Source organism: Variovorax sp. Soil_C_33 (genome assembly GCF_057656935.1).
In genome coordinates, this window is record NZ_JBDGJK010000030.1 from 16,595 (window position 1) to 36,686 (window position 20,092).

The 20,092-nt window shown below is 67.9% G+C and carries 25 protein-coding genes and 1 pseudogene; 23 read left to right on the forward strand and 3 right to left on the reverse strand.

Features of this window, described 5'->3' with window-relative positions:
* Positions 1–11: 11 nt before the first annotated feature.
* Genes AC3A6B_RS29295 through AC3A6B_RS29350 form a run of 12 tightly spaced genes read left to right on the forward strand, consistent with a single transcriptional unit; the run spans position 12 to position 4,818 of the window.
* Positions 12–563 (forward strand): DUF2867 domain-containing protein, encoded by a 552-nt coding sequence (locus AC3A6B_RS29295; RefSeq protein ID WP_487840147.1) that lies wholly within the window; start codon positions 12–14, stop codon positions 561–563.
* 21 nt (positions 564–584) lie between these two features.
* On the forward strand, positions 585–947 hold the full coding sequence (locus AC3A6B_RS29300; protein WP_487840148.1) for a DUF4406 domain-containing protein: 363 nt from the start codon (positions 585–587) through the stop codon (positions 945–947).
* Complete coding sequence (locus tag AC3A6B_RS29305) at positions 928–1,413, forward strand: DUF3592 domain-containing protein (protein WP_487840149.1); 486 nt, start codon at positions 928–930, stop codon at positions 1,411–1,413. Before AC3A6B_RS29300 ends, AC3A6B_RS29305 begins: the two co-directional genes overlap by 20 nt.
* A 13-nt stretch (positions 1,414–1,426) precedes the next feature.
* Positions 1,427–1,840, forward strand: coding sequence for a DUF3574 domain-containing protein (locus AC3A6B_RS29310; RefSeq protein ID WP_487840150.1), 414 nt, complete (start codon positions 1,427–1,429; stop codon positions 1,838–1,840).
* 30 nt (positions 1,841–1,870) lie between these two features.
* Positions 1,871–2,170 (forward strand): DUF2277 domain-containing protein, encoded by a 300-nt coding sequence (locus AC3A6B_RS29315; protein ID WP_487840151.1) that lies wholly within the window; start codon positions 1,871–1,873, stop codon positions 2,168–2,170.
* Entirely contained in the window at positions 2,167–2,583 is a 417-nt protein-coding gene (locus AC3A6B_RS29320; RefSeq protein WP_487840152.1) for a PaaI family thioesterase, read from the forward strand. Before AC3A6B_RS29315 ends, AC3A6B_RS29320 begins: the two co-directional genes overlap by 4 nt.
* 12 nt (positions 2,584–2,595) lie before the next feature.
* Positions 2,596–3,045: a GNAT family N-acetyltransferase gene (locus AC3A6B_RS29325; RefSeq protein ID WP_487840153.1), complete on the forward strand. Its 450-nt coding sequence runs from the start codon at positions 2,596–2,598 to the stop codon at positions 3,043–3,045.
* A complete protein-coding gene (locus AC3A6B_RS29330; RefSeq protein WP_487840154.1) occupies positions 3,045–3,311 on the forward strand; it encodes a hypothetical protein in 267 nt (88 codons plus the stop codon). Before AC3A6B_RS29325 ends, AC3A6B_RS29330 begins: the two co-directional genes overlap by 1 nt.
* Positions 3,312–3,318: 7 nt before the next feature.
* Positions 3,319–3,777: a hypothetical protein gene (locus tag AC3A6B_RS29335; protein WP_487840155.1), complete on the forward strand. Its 459-nt coding sequence runs from the start codon at positions 3,319–3,321 to the stop codon at positions 3,775–3,777.
* A gap of 48 nt (positions 3,778–3,825) precedes the next feature.
* Positions 3,826–4,101, forward strand: a complete 276-nt coding sequence (locus tag AC3A6B_RS29340; protein WP_487840156.1) for an antibiotic biosynthesis monooxygenase family protein — start codon at positions 3,826–3,828, stop codon at positions 4,099–4,101.
* A gap of 10 nt (positions 4,102–4,111) precedes the next feature.
* A complete protein-coding gene (locus tag AC3A6B_RS29345; protein WP_487840157.1) occupies positions 4,112–4,381 on the forward strand; it encodes a hypothetical protein in 270 nt (89 codons plus the stop codon).
* Between the two features lie 23 nt (positions 4,382–4,404).
* Positions 4,405–4,818 carry a GFA family protein gene (locus AC3A6B_RS29350; RefSeq protein ID WP_487840158.1) on the forward strand — a complete coding sequence of 138 codons (414 nt, stop codon included), beginning with the start codon at positions 4,405–4,407 and terminating at the stop codon, positions 4,816–4,818.
* A gap of 12 nt (positions 4,819–4,830) precedes the next feature.
* On the opposite strand, the gene AC3A6B_RS29355 is transcribed toward AC3A6B_RS29350, so the two are convergent.
* Positions 4,831–5,046: a thrombospondin type 3 repeat-containing protein gene (locus AC3A6B_RS29355; protein ID WP_487840159.1), complete on the reverse strand. Its 216-nt coding sequence runs from the start codon at positions 5,044–5,046 to the stop codon at positions 4,831–4,833.
* Positions 5,047–5,315: 269 nt separating this feature from the next.
* Here AC3A6B_RS29355 and AC3A6B_RS29360 point away from each other — a divergent pair.
* The 8 genes and pseudogenes from AC3A6B_RS29360 to AC3A6B_RS29395 all read left to right on the forward strand — a co-directional run.
* Positions 5,316–5,820 (forward strand): annotated as a pseudogene (locus AC3A6B_RS29360) (polysaccharide deacetylase family protein); the annotation flags it as partial.
* Positions 5,821–5,863: 43 nt separating this feature from the next.
* Positions 5,864–8,038 carry a penicillin-binding protein 1C gene (gene pbpC, locus AC3A6B_RS29365; RefSeq protein WP_487840160.1) on the forward strand — a complete coding sequence of 725 codons (2,175 nt, stop codon included), beginning with the start codon at positions 5,864–5,866 and terminating at the stop codon, positions 8,036–8,038.
* A 47-nt stretch (positions 8,039–8,085) separates the two neighbouring features.
* Positions 8,086–8,823 (forward strand): arylmalonate decarboxylase, encoded by a 738-nt coding sequence (locus tag AC3A6B_RS29370; protein WP_487840161.1) that lies wholly within the window; start codon positions 8,086–8,088, stop codon positions 8,821–8,823.
* Positions 8,807–9,694, forward strand: coding sequence for a LysR substrate-binding domain-containing protein (locus tag AC3A6B_RS29375; protein WP_487840162.1), 888 nt, complete (start codon positions 8,807–8,809; stop codon positions 9,692–9,694). Before AC3A6B_RS29370 ends, AC3A6B_RS29375 begins: the two co-directional genes overlap by 17 nt.
* A 134-nt stretch (positions 9,695–9,828) precedes the next feature.
* Positions 9,829–10,983: a mandelate racemase/muconate lactonizing enzyme family protein gene (locus AC3A6B_RS29380; protein WP_487840163.1), complete on the forward strand. Its 1,155-nt coding sequence runs from the start codon at positions 9,829–9,831 to the stop codon at positions 10,981–10,983.
* A gap of 43 nt (positions 10,984–11,026) precedes the next feature.
* Entirely contained in the window at positions 11,027–12,007 is a 981-nt protein-coding gene (locus AC3A6B_RS29385) for a Bug family tripartite tricarboxylate transporter substrate binding protein (RefSeq protein WP_487840164.1), read from the forward strand.
* A complete protein-coding gene (locus AC3A6B_RS29390) occupies positions 12,004–13,140 on the forward strand; it encodes an alpha-hydroxy acid oxidase (protein ID WP_487840165.1) in 1,137 nt (378 codons plus the stop codon). The genes AC3A6B_RS29385 and AC3A6B_RS29390 overlap by 4 nt, the downstream gene beginning before the upstream one ends.
* Before the next feature lie 98 nt (positions 13,141–13,238).
* Entirely contained in the window at positions 13,239–15,173 is a 1,935-nt protein-coding gene (locus tag AC3A6B_RS29395; RefSeq protein WP_487840166.1) for a PAS domain-containing hybrid sensor histidine kinase/response regulator, read from the forward strand.
* 2 nt (positions 15,174–15,175) lie between these two features.
* On the opposite strand, the gene cynS is transcribed toward AC3A6B_RS29395, so the two are convergent.
* Positions 15,176–15,619 carry a cyanase gene (gene cynS / locus AC3A6B_RS29400; RefSeq protein ID WP_487840167.1) on the reverse strand — a complete coding sequence of 148 codons (444 nt, stop codon included), beginning with the start codon at positions 15,617–15,619 and terminating at the stop codon, positions 15,176–15,178.
* 117 nt (positions 15,620–15,736) lie between these two features.
* On the opposite strand from cynS, the gene AC3A6B_RS29405 reads away from it, so the two are divergent.
* A complete protein-coding gene (locus AC3A6B_RS29405) occupies positions 15,737–16,894 on the forward strand; it encodes an alpha-hydroxy acid oxidase (protein WP_487840168.1) in 1,158 nt (385 codons plus the stop codon).
* 5 nt (positions 16,895–16,899) lie between these two features.
* Here AC3A6B_RS29405 and AC3A6B_RS29410 read toward each other — a convergent pair whose 3' ends face one another.
* Positions 16,900–17,469: a putative glycolipid-binding domain-containing protein gene (locus AC3A6B_RS29410; protein ID WP_487840169.1), complete on the reverse strand. Its 570-nt coding sequence runs from the start codon at positions 17,467–17,469 to the stop codon at positions 16,900–16,902.
* A 98-nt stretch (positions 17,470–17,567) separates the two neighbouring features.
* Between AC3A6B_RS29410 and AC3A6B_RS29415 the strand changes: the two genes are divergently transcribed.
* Complete coding sequence (locus AC3A6B_RS29415; protein ID WP_487840171.1) at positions 17,568–18,773, forward strand: Y-family DNA polymerase; 1,206 nt, start codon at positions 17,568–17,570, stop codon at positions 18,771–18,773.
* 121 nt (positions 18,774–18,894) lie between these two features.
* A complete protein-coding gene (locus tag AC3A6B_RS29420) occupies positions 18,895–20,070 on the forward strand; it encodes a DNA topoisomerase IB (protein WP_487840170.1) in 1,176 nt (391 codons plus the stop codon).
* Positions 20,071–20,092 lie beyond the last annotated feature (22 nt).

Here is a 20,092-nt window from a genome sequence, read left to right on the forward strand (position 1 = left end):
ATCACATTCCCATGCATGACAACGATTGGTCCGTCGCCTGCGTGGCGCTTCCCAGCGAATCACGCGCCGCTCGCGCGTACGCGACAACGGACCTGGCCGACGCCTACGCGATCCGCTTGCCGAAGGACGCCGTCACCGATCCCGAGCTGCTTGCGCGTTTTCTCTTCTCCCAGCAAGCGCCGTGGGCCGCAGGCCTGATGCGAGCACGCGATACGCTCGTTGCAGGCTTTGGCCTCAAGACCTCGGGGCAGCTGAAAAGCCCTTCTGCCAAGTCGCGCCACGACCGCATTTCCATCTTCAAGATCTATGAGAGGGACACGCACGAGATCTTGCTGGGCGAAGACGACAAGCACCTGGACTTCCGGGTGTCGGTGCTGCACCAGACGCGGACAGTCTCCGCGGAATGCGCGCCTTACCTGGTCGTGTCCACCGTCGTGCATTGCCACAACCTCCTGGGGCGCACGTACATCCGGCTCATCGCGCCCTTTCATCGATTGATTATTCAGTCCAACATGCGCAGAGCCGCCCGTGCCGGGTGGCCTGTTCTTTCGCGAACTCCGTAGGAACAAGAATTGAAGCCCCAGATGATCCTCGTCGCCGGCCCCTACCGTTCCGGCACGAACGACGACCCTTTGCTCATCGCCCGGAACGTCGCGGCGATGACCGAAGCCTCGCTCCAGTTGTTCCGCGCCGGCCACCTGCCCGTGATGGGCGAGTGGTTCGCGCTTCCGCTCATCGAGCACGCGGGCTCCAAGCGCATCGGGGACGCCGTGTTCAACGAGATCTTCCACCCCATCTCGCGCAGGCTGGTCGCCCAATGCGACGGCTGCCTGCGCATCGCTGGCGCGTCTGCCGGCGCCGACGAGATGGTGGCGCTCGCCAGGCAGCACGGAAAGGCCGTGTACCACGCCCTCGAGGAAATACCCGGTGCCGACACGCCGCTATGACATCGCCGTGGGCGGCCTGGTCATCCTGATCGCGGCCTTCTGTTTCATCTACGCCGCGCTCGGCTCCTACGTGCGGCAGTCGCAAGCGCATTCCTCCTTCATCCCCGTCGGCGCAACGATCGTGGAGGCCTCGGTTCGGTCCAGCGGCAGCACGGCAGCCGCGCATGGCGAATCCTTCGCGCCGCGCATCGTCTACCGCTACAACGTGGGCGGCAAGGCCTACCAGAGCGATCGCTACTTCTTCGCCGGCGACGGATGGCGCGATGCCGCTTCGGTGCAAGCGGTCGTGGCGCGCTTCCCGGCGGGAAGCTCGGTGCATGTGTACGTGGACAAGGCCGACCCCACGCAGGCCGTGATCGACAGGAGCAAACCCCGGCTGGGCGTGCTGCTGTACCTGCTTCCCATCGCGGCCCTGGGGCTTGGCGTCTTGGGCTACGGCTTGCGCAAGCGAGAAGAGACGCGCTAAAACGCGAGGCGTGATGTCCCTCGATCGCCTTGCATTCATCGCCGTACTGGCGGCCACGCTCACGGCATGTGCGCCGATGCACGGCGCCGGCTGCGCAAGCGGGGGGCAGGCGCTCGTTCACGATTCGCTGTTCTTCGGTACCGGCAAGCCCCGCGGCGGCGTGGTGACGCCCGCGGAATGGGCCGAGTTCCTGAAAGGCACGGTCACGCCGCGCTTTCCGCAGGGCCTGACCGTTTCGCCCGCGTCGGGGCAATGGCGGGGCGCCGATGGCGCGATCGTTCAAGAGGCGTCGCAGGTGCTCCAGCTGGTTCATCCCGACGACGCGGCCAGCGAGCGCGCCGTGCAGGAACTCGTCGCGGCGTACAAGACGCAGTTCCAGCAGGAGGCCGTGCTGCGCGTCAAAGCGAGGGCCTGCGTATCCTTCTAGACTTGAAGACCGAACTCGTGGAGCGGCGCCATGTGCAGAAACATCAAGACCCTGTTCAACTTCGAACCTCCCGCGACGGATGAAGAGATTCGGGCCGCGTCCCTGCAGTTCGTGCGCAAGCTCAGCGGCTTCAACAGCCCGTCCAAGCTCAACCAGGAGGCCTTCGAGCGCGCGGTGGAAGACGTGGCGAGAGCGGCCCGCGTCCTGATCGAGTCGCTGGTGACCACCGCCGACCCGCGCGACCGCGAAATCGAGGCCGAGCGGGCGCGCGCCAGGTCGGCGAACCGATTCGGAACACAGCCATACCGGCCCGTGAAGGCAGCGCCATGACCCAAGCCCTTCCCTCCGTCGAAGCCGTCCAGCAGGTCCTGAACCCGCTGTTCCCGGGCCTGATGGGCGTGCGCATCGTCGCGCTCGAAGCAGAGCGCGTGGTGGCCGAGCTCGCCGTGCGCCCCGATCTCTGCACCACCGGAGGCATCCTGCATGGCGGGGCCTACATGGCCTTCGCCGACACGCTCGGCGCGGTCGGCACCTTCGTCAACATGCCGCAGGGCAAGCGAACGACGACCACGGATTCCAGCACCAAGTTCATCGGCGGCGCGCGCGCGAACACGACGATCACGGCCGAATGCCTCGCCCTGCACCGCGGGCGGACCACCATGGTGTGGCAGACGACGATCCGCTCCGCCGAAGGCAAGCTGTGCGCCGTCGTCACGCAAACGCAGCTCGTCATGGATGCCTAGCGGCAGAGCTCCATGAAAGGCGCAGCCGTCGACGTGAGATTGCTCGGTCCCGACGAGGCCGAGGTGCTTGCGAACGTGGCGCCGGACGTGTTCGACTTCGACGTGCAGCCGAAGCTCGCGGAGGAATTCCTCCACGATCCGCGGCACCACCTGGCAGTCGCGCTGGACGGCGGGCAGGTCGTCGGCATGGCTTCCGGCGTTCACTACATCCATCCCGATCAGCGCGCGCAGCTCTTCATCAACGAGGTCGGTGTTGCGCCCACCTATCAGCGCCGGGGCATCGGCCGCCGGCTGGTCGCGGCATTGCTGTCGCGCGCCAGGGCCCTGGGCTGCACCGAAGCCTGGGTCGCCACGGAGCCGGACAACGACGCCGCTCGCGGCCTGTACGCCGCCGCGGGCGCCATCGAAGACCCGGAGCCGTTTGTCCTCTACGCTTTTCCGCTGAACCAGAAAGGACCTTGATGCGCACGCTGATCGTCATCGCCTGCGGGTTCGTTCTCCTGGCGGCATGCCTGGGTGCGGCAAAGCTGCTCACCAACGGCCTCGCCGATGCCATGCGCACGGCGACCATCGCCTTCCTGGCGCTCTGGTTCGTGATCGCCGCAGTCAACATGTGGATCGGGGTGGCGAAGGCCGGCTATTCGGTGGCCGAGGAGCTGCCGATCTTTCTGCTGATCTTCGGCCTCCCGGCGGTCGCCGCCGTGCTCCTCAAATGGAAAGTCTTTTGAGGCGGCCATGAATCAGGAACTCTCCCTTCTTGCGGCCGAACTCGGCATCGATGCGCCGCAGCACGAGCTGCTTCGCCTCGCCTTCGGTCTTGCCTGTGTTCGCCGCGTGCAGCACCTGCTGGAAGACCCCAGGGCAATCGACGGCGTCTCGGCTCTGGCAGCCTTCGTCGAAGGCCGGTCGGACCGGGCCGCGCTGCTGCAGGCCGCGCAGGAGATCGCAGCCGTGGCCAACAGCCATCGCGGCTCCAGCTCGATCGACGGCTCGGCCCATGCGGCCGTCTCCGCGACCTACGCCGTGGCCAAGGCGCTTGCCGGGCAGGCCCTCGAAGCGGCGGGCTATGCTGCCTATGCCTCGGTCTATGCCTATGGCGGCTATGCGGTCAACGATCCGTCGGCCTTCGAAGCCGAGCACACTTGGCAGGTCCAGACACTCAGGGAGCTGGCTCATGCGCACACCTCGGGTTGAGGGGCGCACCATGGAGGTCTACTCATGATTTCGCGTCACTGGCGAGGCTTGGCGAAGCCCGCCCAGGCAGATGCCTATGTCGAGCATCTGCGCATCGAGACCTTTCCGGCGCTGAAAACAATGCCGGGATTCATCGGCGCATCGATCCTGCGCCGCTCCCAGGCGCTGGGCGTGGAGTTCCTGGTCGTCACCCAATGGGCATCCCTGGAGGCCATCCACGGCTTCGCCGGGCAAGATGCGGAGACGGCCGTCGTTCCCCTGAAGGTGCAGGACATGATGGTGGAGTACGACCGCAGCGCGCGGCACTACGAAGTGGTGTTGTGAAGGAGGCCGCATGGACACCGATCTGAACGGCATGTCGCGCGAGCAGCTGGTCGCCGAAGTGAAGAAGTTGCGCCAGGGCATTCGCGAGCATCGCGACAGCACGGGCCACGCGCTGTGCTGGCATCACCCGGCCTTGTGGGCGCTGCTGCCCGAACGCACAGACCCTGTGCCCGTCGTGCCCGACTGGCCACAGTTCCTGCGCGGCTGCCTGCGCTACCGCGAATCGCTCGATGCGCAGCTCCCGCAGGCGCCTCGCAGCAAGGAACCTTACCAAGATTGATACCCACTCAAAAAGGAGAACTCGTGCCCCATCCCTCTGTGCTCGAAGGCGGCTGCCAATGCGGCTCGGTTCGCTATCGCATCACCGGCGAGCCGGTGATGGCGGCGCTGTGCCATTGCTCGATGTGCCGCCGCGCGAATGCGGCGCCGGCCGTGGCCTGGGCCATGTACCAGGAATCGCAGGTGGTATTTCCCGACAGCGCGCCGGCCCTCTACGAATCGTCGCCGGGTGCGCGCCGCGGTTTCTGCGCCTACTGCGGCACGCAGGTCAGCTTCACCGCGGATTACATCCCGGGGCTCATCGACATCACGATCGGCAGCATGGACGACCCCGGCAGGGTGCCGCCCACGCTCCACTACTGGGAGTCGAAGCGCCTGCCTTGGGTGCACTTCGCCGACCCCCTGCCCCGCTACCCGGAGTTTCCGCCCCAGGAGTAGCAGGCGGCGCGCTCAATACCGATTGGGGTTGTTCGGCCGGCTGTCGTAGCGATTGGGCACGCCGTCGTTGTCGCGGTCGCGGTCGTAGCGGTTGGGCACGCCGTCGCGGTCCCTATCGCCATAGCCCTGGCCTTGATAGCGCGGCGGCGGTCGGCCGCTGTCGTAGGGGACGGCCACGCAGCCGGCCAGGGTGGCGGATGCAACGAGCAGTGCGAGCAGTGTTTTCATTGGGTTCTCCTTGAGCTTCGGTCGATCGGTAGACCCGACGAAGCCATCATCGGCTGCGCCGGTGTCGGGCCGGTATCCGCCTTTCGCCTTTGCGTGAAGCTGGTTACCGGATGTGCCCATTCAAGATGCTCGGTGCGCCGCGCTGCCGCAACCGGCACGGGCCCCTGTTCGCGAGTAGGCCCAGACCGCTTTCATGCATCGGCATGCAACTTGCGGCGCTTCGAAAGGCAACCCGGAGGCATCGATGAACAGCCGCTACACCCGGTCCGCTGCCCGTGCACGGCCGCTTCGACTACCAGCCCATCACGCGCCGCGTCGACCATGCGTGGCCGAACGACGCGCGACTCGCGGTCTATTCCGATTCAACCTCGAGCACTTCGCGTTCGGCGAAGGCATGGGGGCCTGCATCGGTCCGGCGGCGCCGCATCCCGACGTGCTCCGACCTGGTGGCGGCCTCGGTCGCGCGCGGCGATGAGCTCATCGGCCACGGGCATACCAATTCCGAACGGCAATCCGAAATGGACGAAAGCACGGAGGCCGCGCGCCGGCGGGCTGGCTTTCGCCGTGGATTTCCGAAAGCCCCCGCACGCCCAACCCCACGACGACCAGCCGACGCCCATGCGCACGCGCAGCGGCCGCGTGCTGTGGTCGGTGCCCTACCCGCAGGAGCTCAACGACATCCCGATGATCGTCGCGCGCCAGATGGACGCCAAGGACTTCGCCCAGATGATCATCGACAACGCCGACGAGATGCTCGAACAGTCGCGCCGCCAGCATACTAGGACCAGGTGGCCGGCTGTGGCAAGCTAGCGGCCCCATGCCACGCACCCGAGCCGCCTTGCTGGCGCTGACACTGCTTGCCGCCCTCGCCGGCGAGGCGCAGGCACTTGCCAGCTTCGACGAGGTGCGGCGCGAGTTCCGCCCGTCCGAAACCCGTGTGCTCGACCGCCACGGCGAGCTGCTGCAGCGCGTGCGCACCGACTCCCAGGTGCGCTGCGGCCAATGGATCGCGCTCGCCGAGGTGTCGCCGGCCCTGCGCACGGCCATGGTGCTGAGCGAGGACAAGCGCTTCTACGCGCACAGCGGTGTCGACTGGCGCGCGGTCTCGGCCGCGGCCTGGGCCAATGTGTGGAACACGCGCACGCGCGGCGCCTCGACCATCACGATGCAGCTCGCGGGCCTGCTCGACGACGATCTGCGGCGCGGCGGCGGCGGGCGCAATTTCACGCAGAAGCTCGGACAGACCGTGGCAGCACAACAGCTGGAGCGCCACTGGCGCAAAGACCAGATCCTCGAGGCCTACCTCAACACCGTGCCCTTCCGCGGCGAGATCGTCGGCATCGATGCGCTCTCGCGCACGCTGTTCGGCAAGGCGCCGCACGGGCTCGACGCGCGCGAGGCGGCTGTGGCGGCCGCACTGGTGCGCGCGCCCAATGCGAAGCCGGCGCTGGTGGCGCAACGCGCGTGCGAGGTAATGCGGGCGATGGAGGCGGGCGCCAGGGTGGATTGCGAGGCGCTGGACATGTTTGCGAGTGCGGCTTTGCAAAGGCGGGGGTTCGCTGCGAGCGAGGGGATCGCGCCGCATTTGGCGCTGCGCGCCCTCACCCCCGCCCTCTCCCGGGGGGAGAGGGAGGATATCCGGACCACCCTGCGCGCACCCTTGCAGCGCTTTGCACTCACGACCTTGCAGCGCCATCTGCGCGAACTGCGCGGCCGCAACGTCGAAGACGGCGCGCTGGTGGTGCTCGACAACGCGAGCGGCGAGGTGCTGGCCTGGGTCGGCTCCTCGGGCGAGCTGAGCCGCGCGGCCGAGGTCGACGGCGTGCTCGCGCAGCGCCAGCCGGGCTCCACGCTGAAGCCGCTGCTCTATGCGCAGGCGATTGCCGAACGAAGGCTCACGGCAGCCTCGCTGCTCGACGACTCCTCGGCGCAGATCACCACTGCGAGCGGCCTCTACGTCCCGCAGAACTACGACCGCCAGTTCAAGGGCCATGTGTCGGTGCGCACCGCGCTGGCGGCCTCGCTCAACGTGCCGGCGGTGCGCACGCTGGTGATGGTCTCGCCGGCCTCCTTTGCACGCCAGCTGCGCGCGGCGGGCTTGCCGCTGGCGCAGAACGGCGACTACTACGGCTACAGCCTGGCGCTGGGGAGTGCGGAGGTGTCGCTGCTGGGGTTGACGAATGCGTATCGGACGCTGGCGAATGGGGGGCGGGTTGGGGAGACGCGGTTCCTGGTGGCGCCGATGCCCCCATCCCAGCCTTCCCCCAGAGGGGGAAGGAGCAACACGCCGGCCATCGATCCGCGTGCTGCGTTCATCGTGGGCGACATCCTCAGTGACACCAATGCGCGCGCCCGCACCTTCGGCCTCGACAGCGTGCTCGGCACGCGCTTCTGGAGCGCGGTGAAGACCGGCACCAGCAAGGACATGCGCGACAACTGGGCCATCGGCTGGTCCGAGCGCTACACGGTCGGCGTGTGGGTGGGCAATGCGAGCGGGGCGCCGATGTGGGAGGTGAGCGGCACCAGCGGCGCCGCGCCCGTGTGGGCCGAGCTGATGGGCTTTCTGCATCGCAGCGAAGGCAGCCGCGCGCCCGCGCCGCCGCCCGGCCTGGTGCGCTTGCGCGTGCGCTTCGGCGACGAGCTCGAAGCGGCGCGCGACGAATGGTTCATCGCAGGCACCGAGCAGCCGCTGTTCGCCATCCCCGGCGCCGCAGCCGAGTCGGCGCCGCGGATCACCGCGCCTGCGGACGGCACCATCATCGCGCTCGACCCCGACATCCCGCCCCGGCACCAGCGCGTTCGCCTCGAGGCCGTGGGCCACGGCCTGCAGTGGCGCATCGACGGCAAGCTCTTCGCGCGCGGCGGCAGCGCACAGTGGCTGCCCTGGCCGGGCCGCCACGTGGTGGAGCTCGTCGATGCGCGCGGCCAGGTGCTCGACCAGGTCAAGCTCGAGGTGCGCGGCGCCGGCGTCGTGGCCAGCGCCAAGCGCTGACGCGCACAATCCGGCGCTTGCGAACAAAAGCCTTGGAGACATCGACCATGAAGACAAGCACACTCGGCCTCATCGTGCCGCCCGCAGCAGGCCTCGTGCCGTCCGACGGCCAGGCGCTCTATGGCGGGCGAGATGTGCGCTTCATCGCCCGCGGCCTCGGCATCCCGGGCATCTCGCCCGAAGGCTTCGACACCGTGGTGGACCGCATCCTGGCGCTCGCCGTCGAGCTGCGCGATGCCGGCGCCGAAGCCGTCTCGCTGATGGGCACCTCGCTCAGCTTCTACCGCGGCCTCGAGTTCACCGACCAGCTGCGCGACCGCATGCAGGAGGCCACCGGCCTGCCCTGCACGACGATGAGCCACGCGATCGTCGCCAGCCTGCGGCAGCTCGGCATCCGGCGCGTGGCGGTCGCCACCGCCTACATCGACACGCTCAATGAGCGCCTCGTGGCCTATCTCGCGAGCTGTGGCATCGCGGTCACGCACATCGAGGGGCTCTCGATCACCGGCGTCGACGCGGTCGCCCAGGTGAGCGCCGACACGCTGATGGCGCTGGCCGAGCGCACGGTCGCGGCCGACCGCTCGGCCGAGGGCCTGCTGATCTCCTGCGGCGGCCTGCTGACGCTGGACATCCACATGCCGCTGGAACAAAAGCTCGGGCTACCCGTCACTTCGAGCTCGCCGGCCGGCTTCTGGGACCTGATGAGGGTCGCCGGCCTCGAGCCTGCCTCGCCGGGCCACGGCCGCTTGTTCGCACCCGAGCAGGCTCTTGAACGAGCCGCTTGATCTCGCCACGCTGCGCGTGATCGTCGCGGCAGCGGAGCTCGGTTCCATCAGCGCCGCAGGCGACCGGCTGCAGTTGGCCGTGGCCGCCGCCAGCGCGCGCATCACGGCGCTGGAAGAGTCGCTCGGGCTGCGCGTGTTCGAGCGCTCTTCGCGCGGCGTGCGGCTCACGCCCGTCGGCCAGATGCTGGTGCGGCGCGGCCGCGAGCTGCTGGCCGACACCGATCGCCTCTCGATCGACCTGCACGACTACGCCAAGGGCCTGCAGGGCCATGTGCGCCTGGTGGCCAACACCTCTTCCGTGCTGGAGCTGCTGCCGGCCAAGCTCGACCGGATGATGCGCGAGCATCCGCTGATCCGCATCGACGTCGCCGAGTACGGCAGCCTGGACATCCCGCTACTGCTGCTCGAGGGCCGGGCCGATCTGGGCATCGTCGACATGGCGCATGCGCCGCACGGCATCAGCTTGCGCGACTGCTTCTCCGACACGCTGGTGCTGGTGGTGCCCGCGGCCCACGCGCTCGCCGGCAGCGGCCCGATGGCGCTGGAGGATGCGCTGGCCGAGGATTTCATCGCGCTGCACGACGGCACGGCCCTGTCGAGCCGGCTCGCCACCTCGGCCTCGGTGGCCGGCAAGCCGCTCAAGGTCCGCATGCAGATGCGCAGCTTCGATGCCGTCTGCCGCATGGTCGCCGGCGGCCTGGGCGTGGCCGTGCTGCCGCTGCAGGCGGTGACGCCGCAGCTCGCGAGCCTGCCGCTCGCGGCCGTGCCCCTGACCGATGCCTGGGCCGCGCGCACGCACCGCATCGCGCTGCGCAGCGAGGTCGCGCCCTCGCCGGCCACGCTCACGCTGATCGAGTTCCTGCTGCGCTGAACCCCCCTCCGGGCAAACCCGGGGGTCAACAGACCCCAGCTTTCGCGGATGCCGAAAGCGGGCTTCGCGCAGCGTTCTTGTGGATGCCGCAGCGTGCTTCCTACACTGCGCCCCAACACAGGAGACACACGTTCATGAAGATCACCCGCGTCGCGGCCACGCCCCTGCACCTGCCGATCTCGGTGGAGGTTTCGGGCCGCAGCAAGACCACCTCGCTGTCGCTGTGCCTGGTCGACGTCGAAACCGACGAAGGCCTGGTCGGGACCGGGATGACCGCCATCACCGAGGAGGAAGTGGTTGCCTCGGTGGTCAACGAGATCGCGGCCCACGCGCTGGTCGGCATGGACCCGATGCGCCACGAGCAGATCTGGGAGCGGCTCTACTGGCTGCTCACGCCGCGCGGCCAGTCCGGCTACGCGAGCCATGCCATCGCGGCGCTCGACCTCGCGCTGTGGGACCTGAAGGGCAAGGCACTCGGCCAGCCCTGCTGGCGCCTCCTGGGCGGTGCGCGCGCGGAGGTGCCGGTGTACGCGACCTTCGGCTTTGCCTTCTTCGAGCGCGACGAGCTCGCCGCGGCGGCGCAGGGCTGGGTCGAGCGCGGCTTCAAGCGGCTGAAGATGACGGTCGGCCACCACGGCCTCGCCCGACGCGACGAGCCGCGGCCGCTCGACGCGCTGATCGCCGAGGACGTGCAGCGCATCCGCGCGGTGCGCGAGGCGGTCGGCCCCGAAGTGCAGATCTACATCGACGCCAACTGCAGCCTGGACTACTTCCATGCGCTCTCGCTCGCGCAGCGCATCGAGGAATACGGCATCAGCTTCTTCGAGGAGCCGGTGTCGCAGAACGACATTCCCAACCTCGTGAAGCTGCGCGCCAAGACCTCCATTCCGCTCGCCGCCGGCCAGAACGAAGGCCAGGCGAGCCGCTTCCGCGACATGCTGGTGGCGCAGGCGGTCGACGTGGTGCAGCCCAATGCCTGCATCACCGGCGGCTTCACCCAGTGCGCGCGCATCGCAGGCATGGCTTCGGCCTTCAACACACGCTTCGCCAACGGCGGTGCCTGGCCGCACCACAACATGCACCTGCACGCGGGCCTCGCCAACGGCTCGCTGGTCGAATACCACTCGGTGGCGGTCGACTGCTGCAGGATGGTGTTCGACGATCTGCCGGTGCCCGGCAACGGCGTGCTGGCGCTGCCCGAGCAGCCCGGCCTCGGCTTCGAGCCGAACCGCGAACGCGTGGCCGAATTGGCCAAGCGGTCCGGCTCGCGCGGAGCGGGCAAGGCCTGACGCAGCGCGGCGACACGACACAACGATTTCCGGAGACAACACAATGAACACGATCACCACGCGCCGCGGCACCCTGCTCGCACTCGGCGCCGCGCTGCTGGCGGGCCATGCCGGGCTCGCCGGCGCCCAGGCCTACCCCGACCGCCCGATCCGCCTGCTGGTCGGCTACTCCGCCGGCGGCGGCGTCGACGCCATGGCGCGGCTGGTCGCACCGCGCCTGTCGGCGCTGCTGGGGCAACAGGTGGTGGTGGAGAACCGCGCCGGCGCGGCCGGCGTGATCGCGGGCGACGCGGTGGCCAAGGCCGCGCCCGACGGCTACACGCTGCTGCTCGGCGACAGCTCGACGCTGATCGCGAAGTACATGCAGGCCAAGCTCAGCTTCGATCCGATCAAGAGCTTCGTGCCGGTCGCGGGCCTCTTCAAGTCGCCGCTCCTGATCGTCGCAGGCAACGACTTCCCGGCCAAGACGCCGCGCGAGCTGGTCGCCGCGCTGAAAGCCAAGCCCGGCTTCTACTCCTTCGCGACCTCGGGTGTCGGCACGGTGCAGCACCTGGGCTTCGAGATGATGAAGGGCCAGTCGGGCACCTTCGCGCTGCACATTCCCTACCGCGGCGCCGCACAGATCGTGCCCGACGTGATCAGCGGCCAGGTGCCGCTCGGCGTGGTCAGCGCGACCGCGGGCATGGCGCAGGCGAAGGCCGGCAAGCTGCGCGCGCTGGCGATGATGAGCAACGACCGCCTGCCCGGCACGGAAGGCATCGAAGCACTGTCGACCGCCGTACCCGGCGTCGACGTGGCGCCGCGGCTCTTCCTGCTGGCGCCCGCCGGCACGCCGAACGCGATCATCGAGCGGCTGGGCGAAGCGGCACGCGCCGTGATGAGCGCCCCCGATCTTCCGCAGGCCGCCGCCCTGCAGGGCGCGGTGCCGGACTACATGCCGTCCGCGGCGCTGGCCACCGCCCTGGCGCAGGAATCGGCGCGCTGGGGCAAGCTGATCAGCGAGCAGAAGATCGCGACGCAGTGAGCGTCATCGCCGACATCGAGGACCTGCGCGTCCTCGCGCAGAAGCGCGTGCCGCGCATGTTCTACGACTACGTGGACTCCGGCTCGTGGACCGAAGGCACCTACCGCGCGAACGCGGCGGACTTCGACCGCATCAAGCTGCGCCAGCGCGTGGCGGTGAACATCGAGCACCGCAGCACGCGCACGAAGCTGGTGGGCATCGACGTCGCGATGCCGGTGGCCATCGCGCCAACCGGCATGACGGGCATGCAGCATGCCGACGGCGAGATCCTGGCGGCAAAGGCGGCCGAGAAGTTCGGCATTCCGTTCACGCTCTCGACCATGAGCATCTGCTCGATCGAGGACATTGCCGCGGCGACAAGCCGGCCCTTCTGGTTCCAGCTCTACGTGATGCGCGACCGCGACTTCATGGAGCGCCTGATCGACCGCGCCAAGGCGGCCCGATGCTCGGCCCTGGTGCTCACGCTGGACCTTCAGATCATCGGCCAGCGGCACAAGGACCTGCGCAACGGCCTCTCGGTGCCGCCGAAGCTGAGCCTGCGCAACCTTGCCGACATGGCGAGCAAGCCGCGCTGGTGCCTGGGCATGCTGGGCACGCCGCGGCGCAACTTCGGCAACGTGTTCGGCCACGTCAAGGGCATCGAGACCATGCGTTCGCTCGCGGAGTGGACCAACAAGCAGTTCGACCCGCGGCTCTCGTGGGCCGACATCGAATGGATCCGAAAGCGCTGGGGCGGCAAGCTGATCCTGAAGGGCATCCAGGACGTCGAGGACGCGCAGCTGGCCGTCGGCTCGGGCGCCGATGCGCTGATCGTCTCGAACCACGGCGGGCGGCAGCTCGACAGCGCGCCCTCTTCCATCTCGGCGCTGCCGGCGATCGCCGACGCCGTGGGCCGCAAGATCGAGGTGCACATGGACGGCGGGATCCGCAGCGGCCAGGACGTGCTGAAGGCGCGGGCCCTCGGCGCCAAGGGCGTCTACATCGGCCGCTCGATGCTGTACGGGCTCGGCGCGATGGGCGAGGCGGGGGTGACGCGGGCCCTGCAGATCATCCATCGGGAGCTGGATCTCACGATGGCGTTCTGCGGGCATACCGATGTCGAAAAGATCGATGGCGGCGTGGTGCGGGTGTAGGCCTCCTACGCGGGCTTGGGGCATTTGCGCACCCGGGCGTCGGAAATTTCGGACGAGAGTCGCGAGTTCCACGGCTTTCCCTCTCGAAAATCGCCATCATGTCCGCGCCGCCGACTTCAACCGAGATCCGAACCATGGCAGACCTCAATACGCCGCTCGATCTGGGTATCGTCACGGACGCGGACTATCGCCTCATGGTGGATTCGATCGCCGACTATGCGATCTTCTTCCTCGATCCCGACGGCATCGTGCTCAGCTGGAACACCGGGGCGAAAAAGCTCAAGGGCTACGAGCCCGACGAGGTGATCGGGCGCCACTTCTCGATGTTCTACCCCCCCGATCTGCTGGAGAAGGACTGGCCCCGGCACGAGCTCCAGGTCGCCGCCGAGGAGGGGAGATTCGAGGACGAGGGGTGGCGGCTTCGCAAGGACGGGGCGCGCTTCTGGGCCAACATCATCATCACGCGGCTGACGGGGCCGGACGGGTCGCTGCGCGGCTTTTCCAAGATCACCCGCGATCTGACGGAACGCCAAAGACAGCAGGACCTGCTTCGCGCCAGCGAAGAGCGCTTCCGCTTGATGGTGGATGGCGTCAAGGATTACGCGATCTTCATGCTCGATCCCGGCGGCTACGTCGTGAGCTGGAACACCGGTGCCAGGGCCAACAAGGGATACGAAGCGGGAGAAATCATCGGCAGGCATTTCTCGGTCTTCTATCCGCCCGAGGTGGCCGCGACCGGCTTCCCCGACAAGGAGCTCGAGATCGCGCGCGAAGTCGGGCGCTACGAGGACGAAGGCTGGCGAGTGCGAAAGGACGGCAGCCGGTTCTGGGCCAGCGTCGTGATCACCGCGCTCTTCGACGCGACCGGCCGCCATCGTGGGTTCGCCAAGGTCACGCGCGACCTGACCGAGCGCCGGCGTGCATCCCTTCTCGAGGACGAAGGACGCCGCATCACGACCTTCCTGGCGATGCTGGGGCATGAGCTGCGCAATCCGCTCGCCCCGATCGCCAACGCGCTGGCGATCATCGAGCATCCGAACGCATCGGCCGGGACGCTGAAGAGAATGACCGGCATCATCTCGCGTCAGCTCAAGCAGATGACGCGCCTCGTCGACGACCTGCTCGATGTCGGCCGGATCACGAGCGGCAAGATCCACCTCGAAGCCAAGCCGGTGAAGCTCTCCGAGGTGATCGAGGAAGCCGTCGAGGCCATGAAGCCGATGGCCGACGCCAAAGGGCACGCGCTCGCGCTCGACACGCCCGCGGAAGCGCTATGGATCAGCGGCGACCGTGCCCGCATGATTCAGGTGGTTTGCAATCTGCTGAACAACGCCATCAAGTTCACGCCGAGCGGCGGACACGTCAACGTCCGTCTGCACGCGGCAGGCAGCCATGCGGAGATCTGCGTGAGCGACGACGGGCCCGGCATTCCGCCCCAGCATCTGCCTCGGATCTTCATGATGTTCGCCCAGGGCGATCACGACGCTTCCCGCTCGCAGGGAGGGCTGGGCCTGGGCCTCACGCTCGTGCAGCAGCTGGTGACGCTCCATGGCGGCGAGATCAGCGCTTTCAGCAAGGGCGTGCCGGGCCAGGGAAGCGAATTCGTCATCCAGCTGCCGACCGTCAAGGCGCCTCTGGAGATGCGCAGGGCCGGTGGGCCGGAGGCCGGCAAGCGGGTTCTGATCGTCGACGACAACATGGATGCGGCGGAGACGATGTCCGCCCTGGTCGACAACCTCGGTTATGTCACCAGCACCGCCTTCGACGGGCTCTCGGCACTGCAGGCGATCAAGGACGAGCAACCCGACCTGGTGCTGATGGACATCGGCTTGCCTGGCCTCAGCGGCGTGGAGGTGGCCCAGAGGGTTCGACGCGAGGTCGCCAATCCGCCGGCCCTGATTGCGGTCACCGGCTATGGGCAAGCGTCGGACCGGGATATCAGCTTCGACGCCGGCTTCTATGCGCACCTCACCAAGCCCGTCGACGTTCGGCAACTGCAAAGCCTGCTCGGAAGGCTGCTCGACGAGCCCTGAGCTCAGTAGGTCCTGTACGGCAGGAACTTCCCCGACAACACCACGTTCACCCGATCCCCCTTCGGATCGGCCTCACGCCGGATGTCCATGCTGAAGTCGATCGCGCTCATGATGCCGTCGCCGAACTCTTCGTGGATCAGTTCCTTTATGGTGCTGCCGTACACGCTCACCACCTCGTACCAGCGGTAGATCAGCGGATCCGTGGGCACCGGCGTCGGCAACGAGCCCTTGTAGGGCACGACCTGCAGCCACTTCTGCTCCTCGGGCGTGAGGCCGAAGATCTCGCCGACGATGCCGGCCTGCTTCTCGTCAAGCGTCATCTGGCCCAGGCAGGCGGCCGTCGTCCACTCCTTCGAGAGGCCGACCTTCTTGGCCACGTCGGCCCACTGGATGCCTTTGGCCACCTTGACGGTGATGATCTTCTCGGTGACGTCGTTGCGGTTCATGCGGATGCTCCTTCGGATATGGCAAATGGCCGGGTGCAACGGAACAAGCAACGGGCGTGCCGGGAGTGCACCGCGATAATCGGCACCCAGCGCCACCCACGAACAAGGAGACCCCGCGTGCCCGACCTTTCCCGGATCACCTGCATCGAAGACCTGCGAGTGATCGCCAAGGAGCGCGTGCCGCGCATGTTCTACGACTACGCCGACTCCGGCTCCTGGACCGAGGGCACGTACCGCGCGAACGAAAGCGACTTCCAGAAGATCAAGCTGCGCCAGCGCGTCGCCGTCAACATGGAAGACCGCTCGACGAGGAGCACCATGATCGGCCAGGAGGTCGCGATGCCGGTGGCCATCGCGCCCACGGGCCTGACCGGCATGCAGCACGCCGACGGCGAGATCCTGGGCGCACGCGCGGCCAAGGCCTTCGGCGTTCCGTTCACGCTCTCGACCATGAGCATCTGCTCGCTGGAAGACATCGCCGAGCACACCGACCGGCATCCCTTCTGGTTCCAGCTCTACGTGATGCGCGACCGCGACTTCATCGAGCGGCTGATCGAGCGCGCGCGCGCCGCCAACGTCTCGGCGCTGCAGCTCACGCTGGACCTGCAGATCCTCGGCCAGCGGCACAAGGACATCAAGAACGGCCTCACCGCGCCGCCCAAGCCCACGCTCACGAACCTGATGGACTTGGCGACCAAGCCGCGCTGGTGCATGGGCATGCTGGGCACCAAGCGCCGCACCTTCGGCAACATCGCGGGCCACGCCAGAGGCGTGAAGGATCTGTCGTCGCTGTCGTCCTGGACGGCCGAGCAGTTCGACCCGACGCTGAGCTGGGCCGACGTGGAGTGGATCAAGAAGCTGTGGGGCGGCAAGCTGATCCTGAAGGGCATCATGGACGTGGAGGATGCGCGCCTTGCAGCCTCCAGCGGCGCCGATGCGCTGATCGTCTCGAACCACGGCGGCCGCCAGCTCGACGGAGCGCCCTCCTCGATCGAGGCGCTGCCGGCGATCGCCGAGGCGGTGGGGACCGAGATCGAGGTCTGGATGGACGGCGGCATCCGCAGCGGCCAGGACGTGCTGAAGGCGCGCGCGCTCGGCGCCCGCGGCACGCTGATCGGGCGCAGCTTCCTCTACGGGCTGGGCGCCTTCGGCCAAGCCGGTGTGACGCGCGCGCTGCAGATCATCCAGCGCGAACTCGACCTCACGATGGCGTTCTGCGGGCGCACGCAGATCGACGAGGTGGATTCGAGCATCCTGCTGCCGGGAACGTTCTGAGTCAGTCAGTCCTCGGCTTGCCAGAGGTCCGGATAGCGCGACACGAAACCCTCCGGCGTAACGATGAGCATCGCTGCATAGTCGAAGCGCGGTGACTGGTACCAGTAGTCCGTCTCGCTGCGGCGCTCGTAGGTCTGGGCCAGCGGCGTCAGGCTGTCGCCGTCGACATCGACCCAGGCCACCGGCGCCTCGGCGCTCTCGCCGGTCTTCAGGTTCAGGCGGCGCAGTTGCAGCAGGTTGGTGGCTGGCGTGAAACCCAGGTCCAGGTCGGTGCAATGGGCCAGGCCCGGCGCCACCTGGTCGTTGAGGGACCACTCGCCGTTGCTGCCGCGCGCGATTGCGAAGTCGACAGCCGCAGAACCGATCCAGCCGCGCACGCGGGCCCATTGCGCATGCCATGCGTTGTCGCAATGCACGCGATAGTCCAGCCGCACGGGCCGGCCGTCCTCGTTGCGGAATACCGCGGCACCGTCGAGCTGCCACCCGTTGCCGTGCTTTTCGAGGCGGCAGGCGTCATGGCCGGGCAGGTCGAGCCGGCGCCAGAACATGGTGGCAACGATTTGCATGGCCGTCATGATGTCATCGATGCCCTTCGGGCACCAGCACCCGCGCCGAAGCGTTCAAAATCGGGACCGTGACCGCCGCCCCGATCCGCCGCATTGCCCACCTCGACATGGATGCGTTCTATGCCTCGGTGGAGCTGCTGCGCTATCCGCAGCTCAAGGGATTGCCGGTGGTGATCGGCGGCGGCCGCCGCAAGGCGGACGAGGCGATCCGCAATCTGCCCGAGGGCGGCACGCTGGCCGACATTCCGGTCGAGGCCTTTCCGCTGCTCAAGGACTATGCCGGCCGCGGCGTGATCACCACCGCGACCTACCCGGCCCGCCAGTTCGGCGTCGGTTCGGCAATGGGACTCATGAAGGCGGCGAAGCTGTGTCCGCAGGCGCTGATCCTGCCGGTCGACTTCGACGAGTACCGCAAGTACTCGCGCCGGTTCAAGCAGGTGATCATCGAGATCGCGCCGGTGATGGAGGACCGCGGCGTCGATGAGGTCTACATCGACTTCACAGCGGTGCCGGGCGGCCAGCGCGAGGGCGGCCGCGTGCTCGCGCGGCTGATCCAGCGCTCGATCTTCGACGCCACCGGCCTCACCTGCTCGATCGGCATCGCGCCCAACAAGCTCTTGGCCAAGATGGCGAGCGAATTCGACAAGCCCAACGGCATTTCGGTCGTGTTCGAGCGCGACCTGCAAACGCGCATCTGGCCATTGCCCTGCCGCAAGGTCAACGGCATCGGGCCCAAGGCCGACGAGAAGCTGCAGCGCTTCGGCATCCGCACCATCGGCGAGCTCGCGGCCAGGGAGCGCGACTGGCTTGTCGAGAACTTCGGCAAGGCCACCGGCGCCTGGATGCATGCGGTCGCCTGGGGCCGCGACGAACGGCCCGTGGTGACCGAGAGCGAGCCGGTGTCGATGAGCCGCGAGACCACCTTCGACCGCGACCTGCAGGCGGTACGCGACCGTGCCGAGCTGGGGGCAATCTTCACGCACCTGTGCGAAAAGCTGGCCGAAGACCTGCAGCGCAAGGGCTACGTCGGCAAGACCATCGGCATCAAGCTGCGCTACGACGACTTCAAGATCGCCACGCGCGACCAGACCATCGACCACTTCACCGCCGACGCGAAGACCATCCGGCGGACGGCCGGACTGTGCCTCAAGCGCGTGCCGCTCGATCGGCCGCTGCGGCTCCTGGGTGTCCGCGTGGGCGCGCTGGTGAAGGCGAACAGTCCCGAAACTTCTGCGGCCGATCCGCTTCCAAGGGCGGCGAGCCGCTCGCGCGGCCTGGCCGATGCGCAGGCGGCTACCGCCTCTTTGTTCTAGCTCCACAGCGGCGGTCGGTTCGCGAGCTTGATCGCGGCGTCCTACAGTCGCGCACGGCGCGCGCCACCACGTTCGAGCGCTCCCTTGGTGCACGCTTTTTGCGCTCCATCTCGCAAAGCCCATGTCCGCCGCTGCACGCCATCGCCCCCTTCCGCTCGCCAACGGTCTGGTCTACATCAACCCGGAGATGCCCGGTCTGAGCCGGGTGAAGCGCGGCAGCAGCTTTCGCTACCGCGACGCCAAGGGCCAGTGGCTGCGCGACGTCGACGAGATCGCGCGCATCCGGCAGCTGGCCATTCCGCCCGCATACACGGATGTCTGGATCTGCCCGCTGCCGAACGGACATCTGCAAGCGACCGGGCTCGATGCGCGCGGGCGCAAGCAATACCGCTATCACGCCGAATGGCGAGTCATGAAGGACGAGACCAAGTTCGAGCGGCTCGAGGCCTTCGGGCGTGCCTTGCCGAAGATTCGCGCTCGGGTGGCGCGCGACCTGCAGCCAGGCAGCAAGAGAACGACGCTGGATCGCGAGTTGGTACTGGCCACGCTCGTGCGGCTGCTCGACACCACCTTCCTGCGCGTGGGCAGCGAGGAATATGCGAGCAGCAACGGCTCCTACGGCCTCACCACCTTGCGCAACAAGCACGCCGAAGTTCGCGGCGCCTCGCTCAAGCTGCGCTTCCGGGGAAAAAGCGGCGTGCTGCACGAGGCGAGGCTCGACGATCCGCAGGTGGCCCGAGTAGTCCGCCGCTGCCAGCAACTGCCGGGGCAGGAGCTGTTCCAGTACCAGGACGAGGACGGCACGCCGCGCATCCTTTCGTCAACCGACGTCAACGACTACTTGCGCGAGGCCGCCGGCGACAATTTCACCGCAAAGGATTTCCGGACCTGGCACGGCACCGTGCAGGCGCTCGAACTGACACGGCTGGCTTGTTCTGACGTCGATCCGGCGGACGCGTCACCCGCCATGCGCTACAGCGCCAAGAAGATCCTGAGCGTCGTGGCCAAGCAGCTCGGCAATACCCCGGCAGTCTGCAAGAAGGCCTATGTGCACCCGGCCGTTCTGGCGCTCGGCTCGAAACTGGCAGGCGACGCAGGCGCCATGAACGACATCTGGCAGGAGCTCGCCGGCAGGACCAAAAGTGTGCGCCGGCTTCACTCCGCTGAGGCGCGGCTGCTAGCTTTCCTGCACCGACATCGCCTGGAAGCCAGGCGCGCGCAGAAGGCCGAGCGAGGCGCCGCAAAGCAAAAAGCCCAACCATTTCTGGTTGGGCTTTTTGGGGCTGTAAGAGCCTGACGATGACCTACTTTCACACGGG

Coding starts and splice junctions, on each gene's coding strand:
- AC3A6B_RS29295 (WP_487840147.1), top strand. CDS start 12: ATGCATGACAACGATTGGTCCGTCGCCTGCGTGGCGCTTCCCAGCGAA.
- AC3A6B_RS29300 (WP_487840148.1), top strand. CDS start 585: ATGATCCTCGTCGCCGGCCCCTACCGTTCCGGCACGAACGACGACCCT.
- AC3A6B_RS29310 (WP_487840150.1), top strand. CDS start 1,427: ATGTCCCTCGATCGCCTTGCATTCATCGCCGTACTGGCGGCCACGCTC.
- AC3A6B_RS29315 (WP_487840151.1), top strand. CDS start 1,871: ATGTGCAGAAACATCAAGACCCTGTTCAACTTCGAACCTCCCGCGACG.
- AC3A6B_RS29320 (WP_487840152.1), top strand. CDS start 2,167: ATGACCCAAGCCCTTCCCTCCGTCGAAGCCGTCCAGCAGGTCCTGAAC.
- AC3A6B_RS29325 (WP_487840153.1), top strand. CDS start 2,596: ATGAAAGGCGCAGCCGTCGACGTGAGATTGCTCGGTCCCGACGAGGCC.
- AC3A6B_RS29330 (WP_487840154.1), top strand. CDS start 3,045: ATGCGCACGCTGATCGTCATCGCCTGCGGGTTCGTTCTCCTGGCGGCA.
- AC3A6B_RS29335 (WP_487840155.1), top strand. CDS start 3,319: ATGAATCAGGAACTCTCCCTTCTTGCGGCCGAACTCGGCATCGATGCG.
- AC3A6B_RS29345 (WP_487840157.1), top strand. CDS start 4,112: ATGGACACCGATCTGAACGGCATGTCGCGCGAGCAGCTGGTCGCCGAA.
- AC3A6B_RS29355 (WP_487840159.1), bottom strand. CDS start 5,046: ATGAAAACACTGCTCGCACTGCTCGTTGCATCCGCCACCCTGGCCGGC.
- pbpC (WP_487840160.1), top strand. CDS start 5,864: ATGCCACGCACCCGAGCCGCCTTGCTGGCGCTGACACTGCTTGCCGCC.
- AC3A6B_RS29370 (WP_487840161.1), top strand. CDS start 8,086: ATGAAGACAAGCACACTCGGCCTCATCGTGCCGCCCGCAGCAGGCCTC.
- AC3A6B_RS29380 (WP_487840163.1), top strand. CDS start 9,829: ATGAAGATCACCCGCGTCGCGGCCACGCCCCTGCACCTGCCGATCTCG.
- AC3A6B_RS29385 (WP_487840164.1), top strand. CDS start 11,027: ATGAACACGATCACCACGCGCCGCGGCACCCTGCTCGCACTCGGCGCC.
- AC3A6B_RS29395 (WP_487840166.1), top strand. CDS start 13,239: ATGTCCGCGCCGCCGACTTCAACCGAGATCCGAACCATGGCAGACCTC.
- cynS (WP_487840167.1), bottom strand. CDS start 15,619: ATGAACCGCAACGACGTCACCGAGAAGATCATCACCGTCAAGGTGGCC.
- AC3A6B_RS29410 (WP_487840169.1), bottom strand. CDS start 17,469: ATGACGGCCATGCAAATCGTTGCCACCATGTTCTGGCGCCGGCTCGAC.
- AC3A6B_RS29415 (WP_487840171.1), top strand. CDS start 17,568: ATGGATGCGTTCTATGCCTCGGTGGAGCTGCTGCGCTATCCGCAGCTC.
- AC3A6B_RS29420 (WP_487840170.1), top strand. CDS start 18,895: ATGTCCGCCGCTGCACGCCATCGCCCCCTTCCGCTCGCCAACGGTCTG.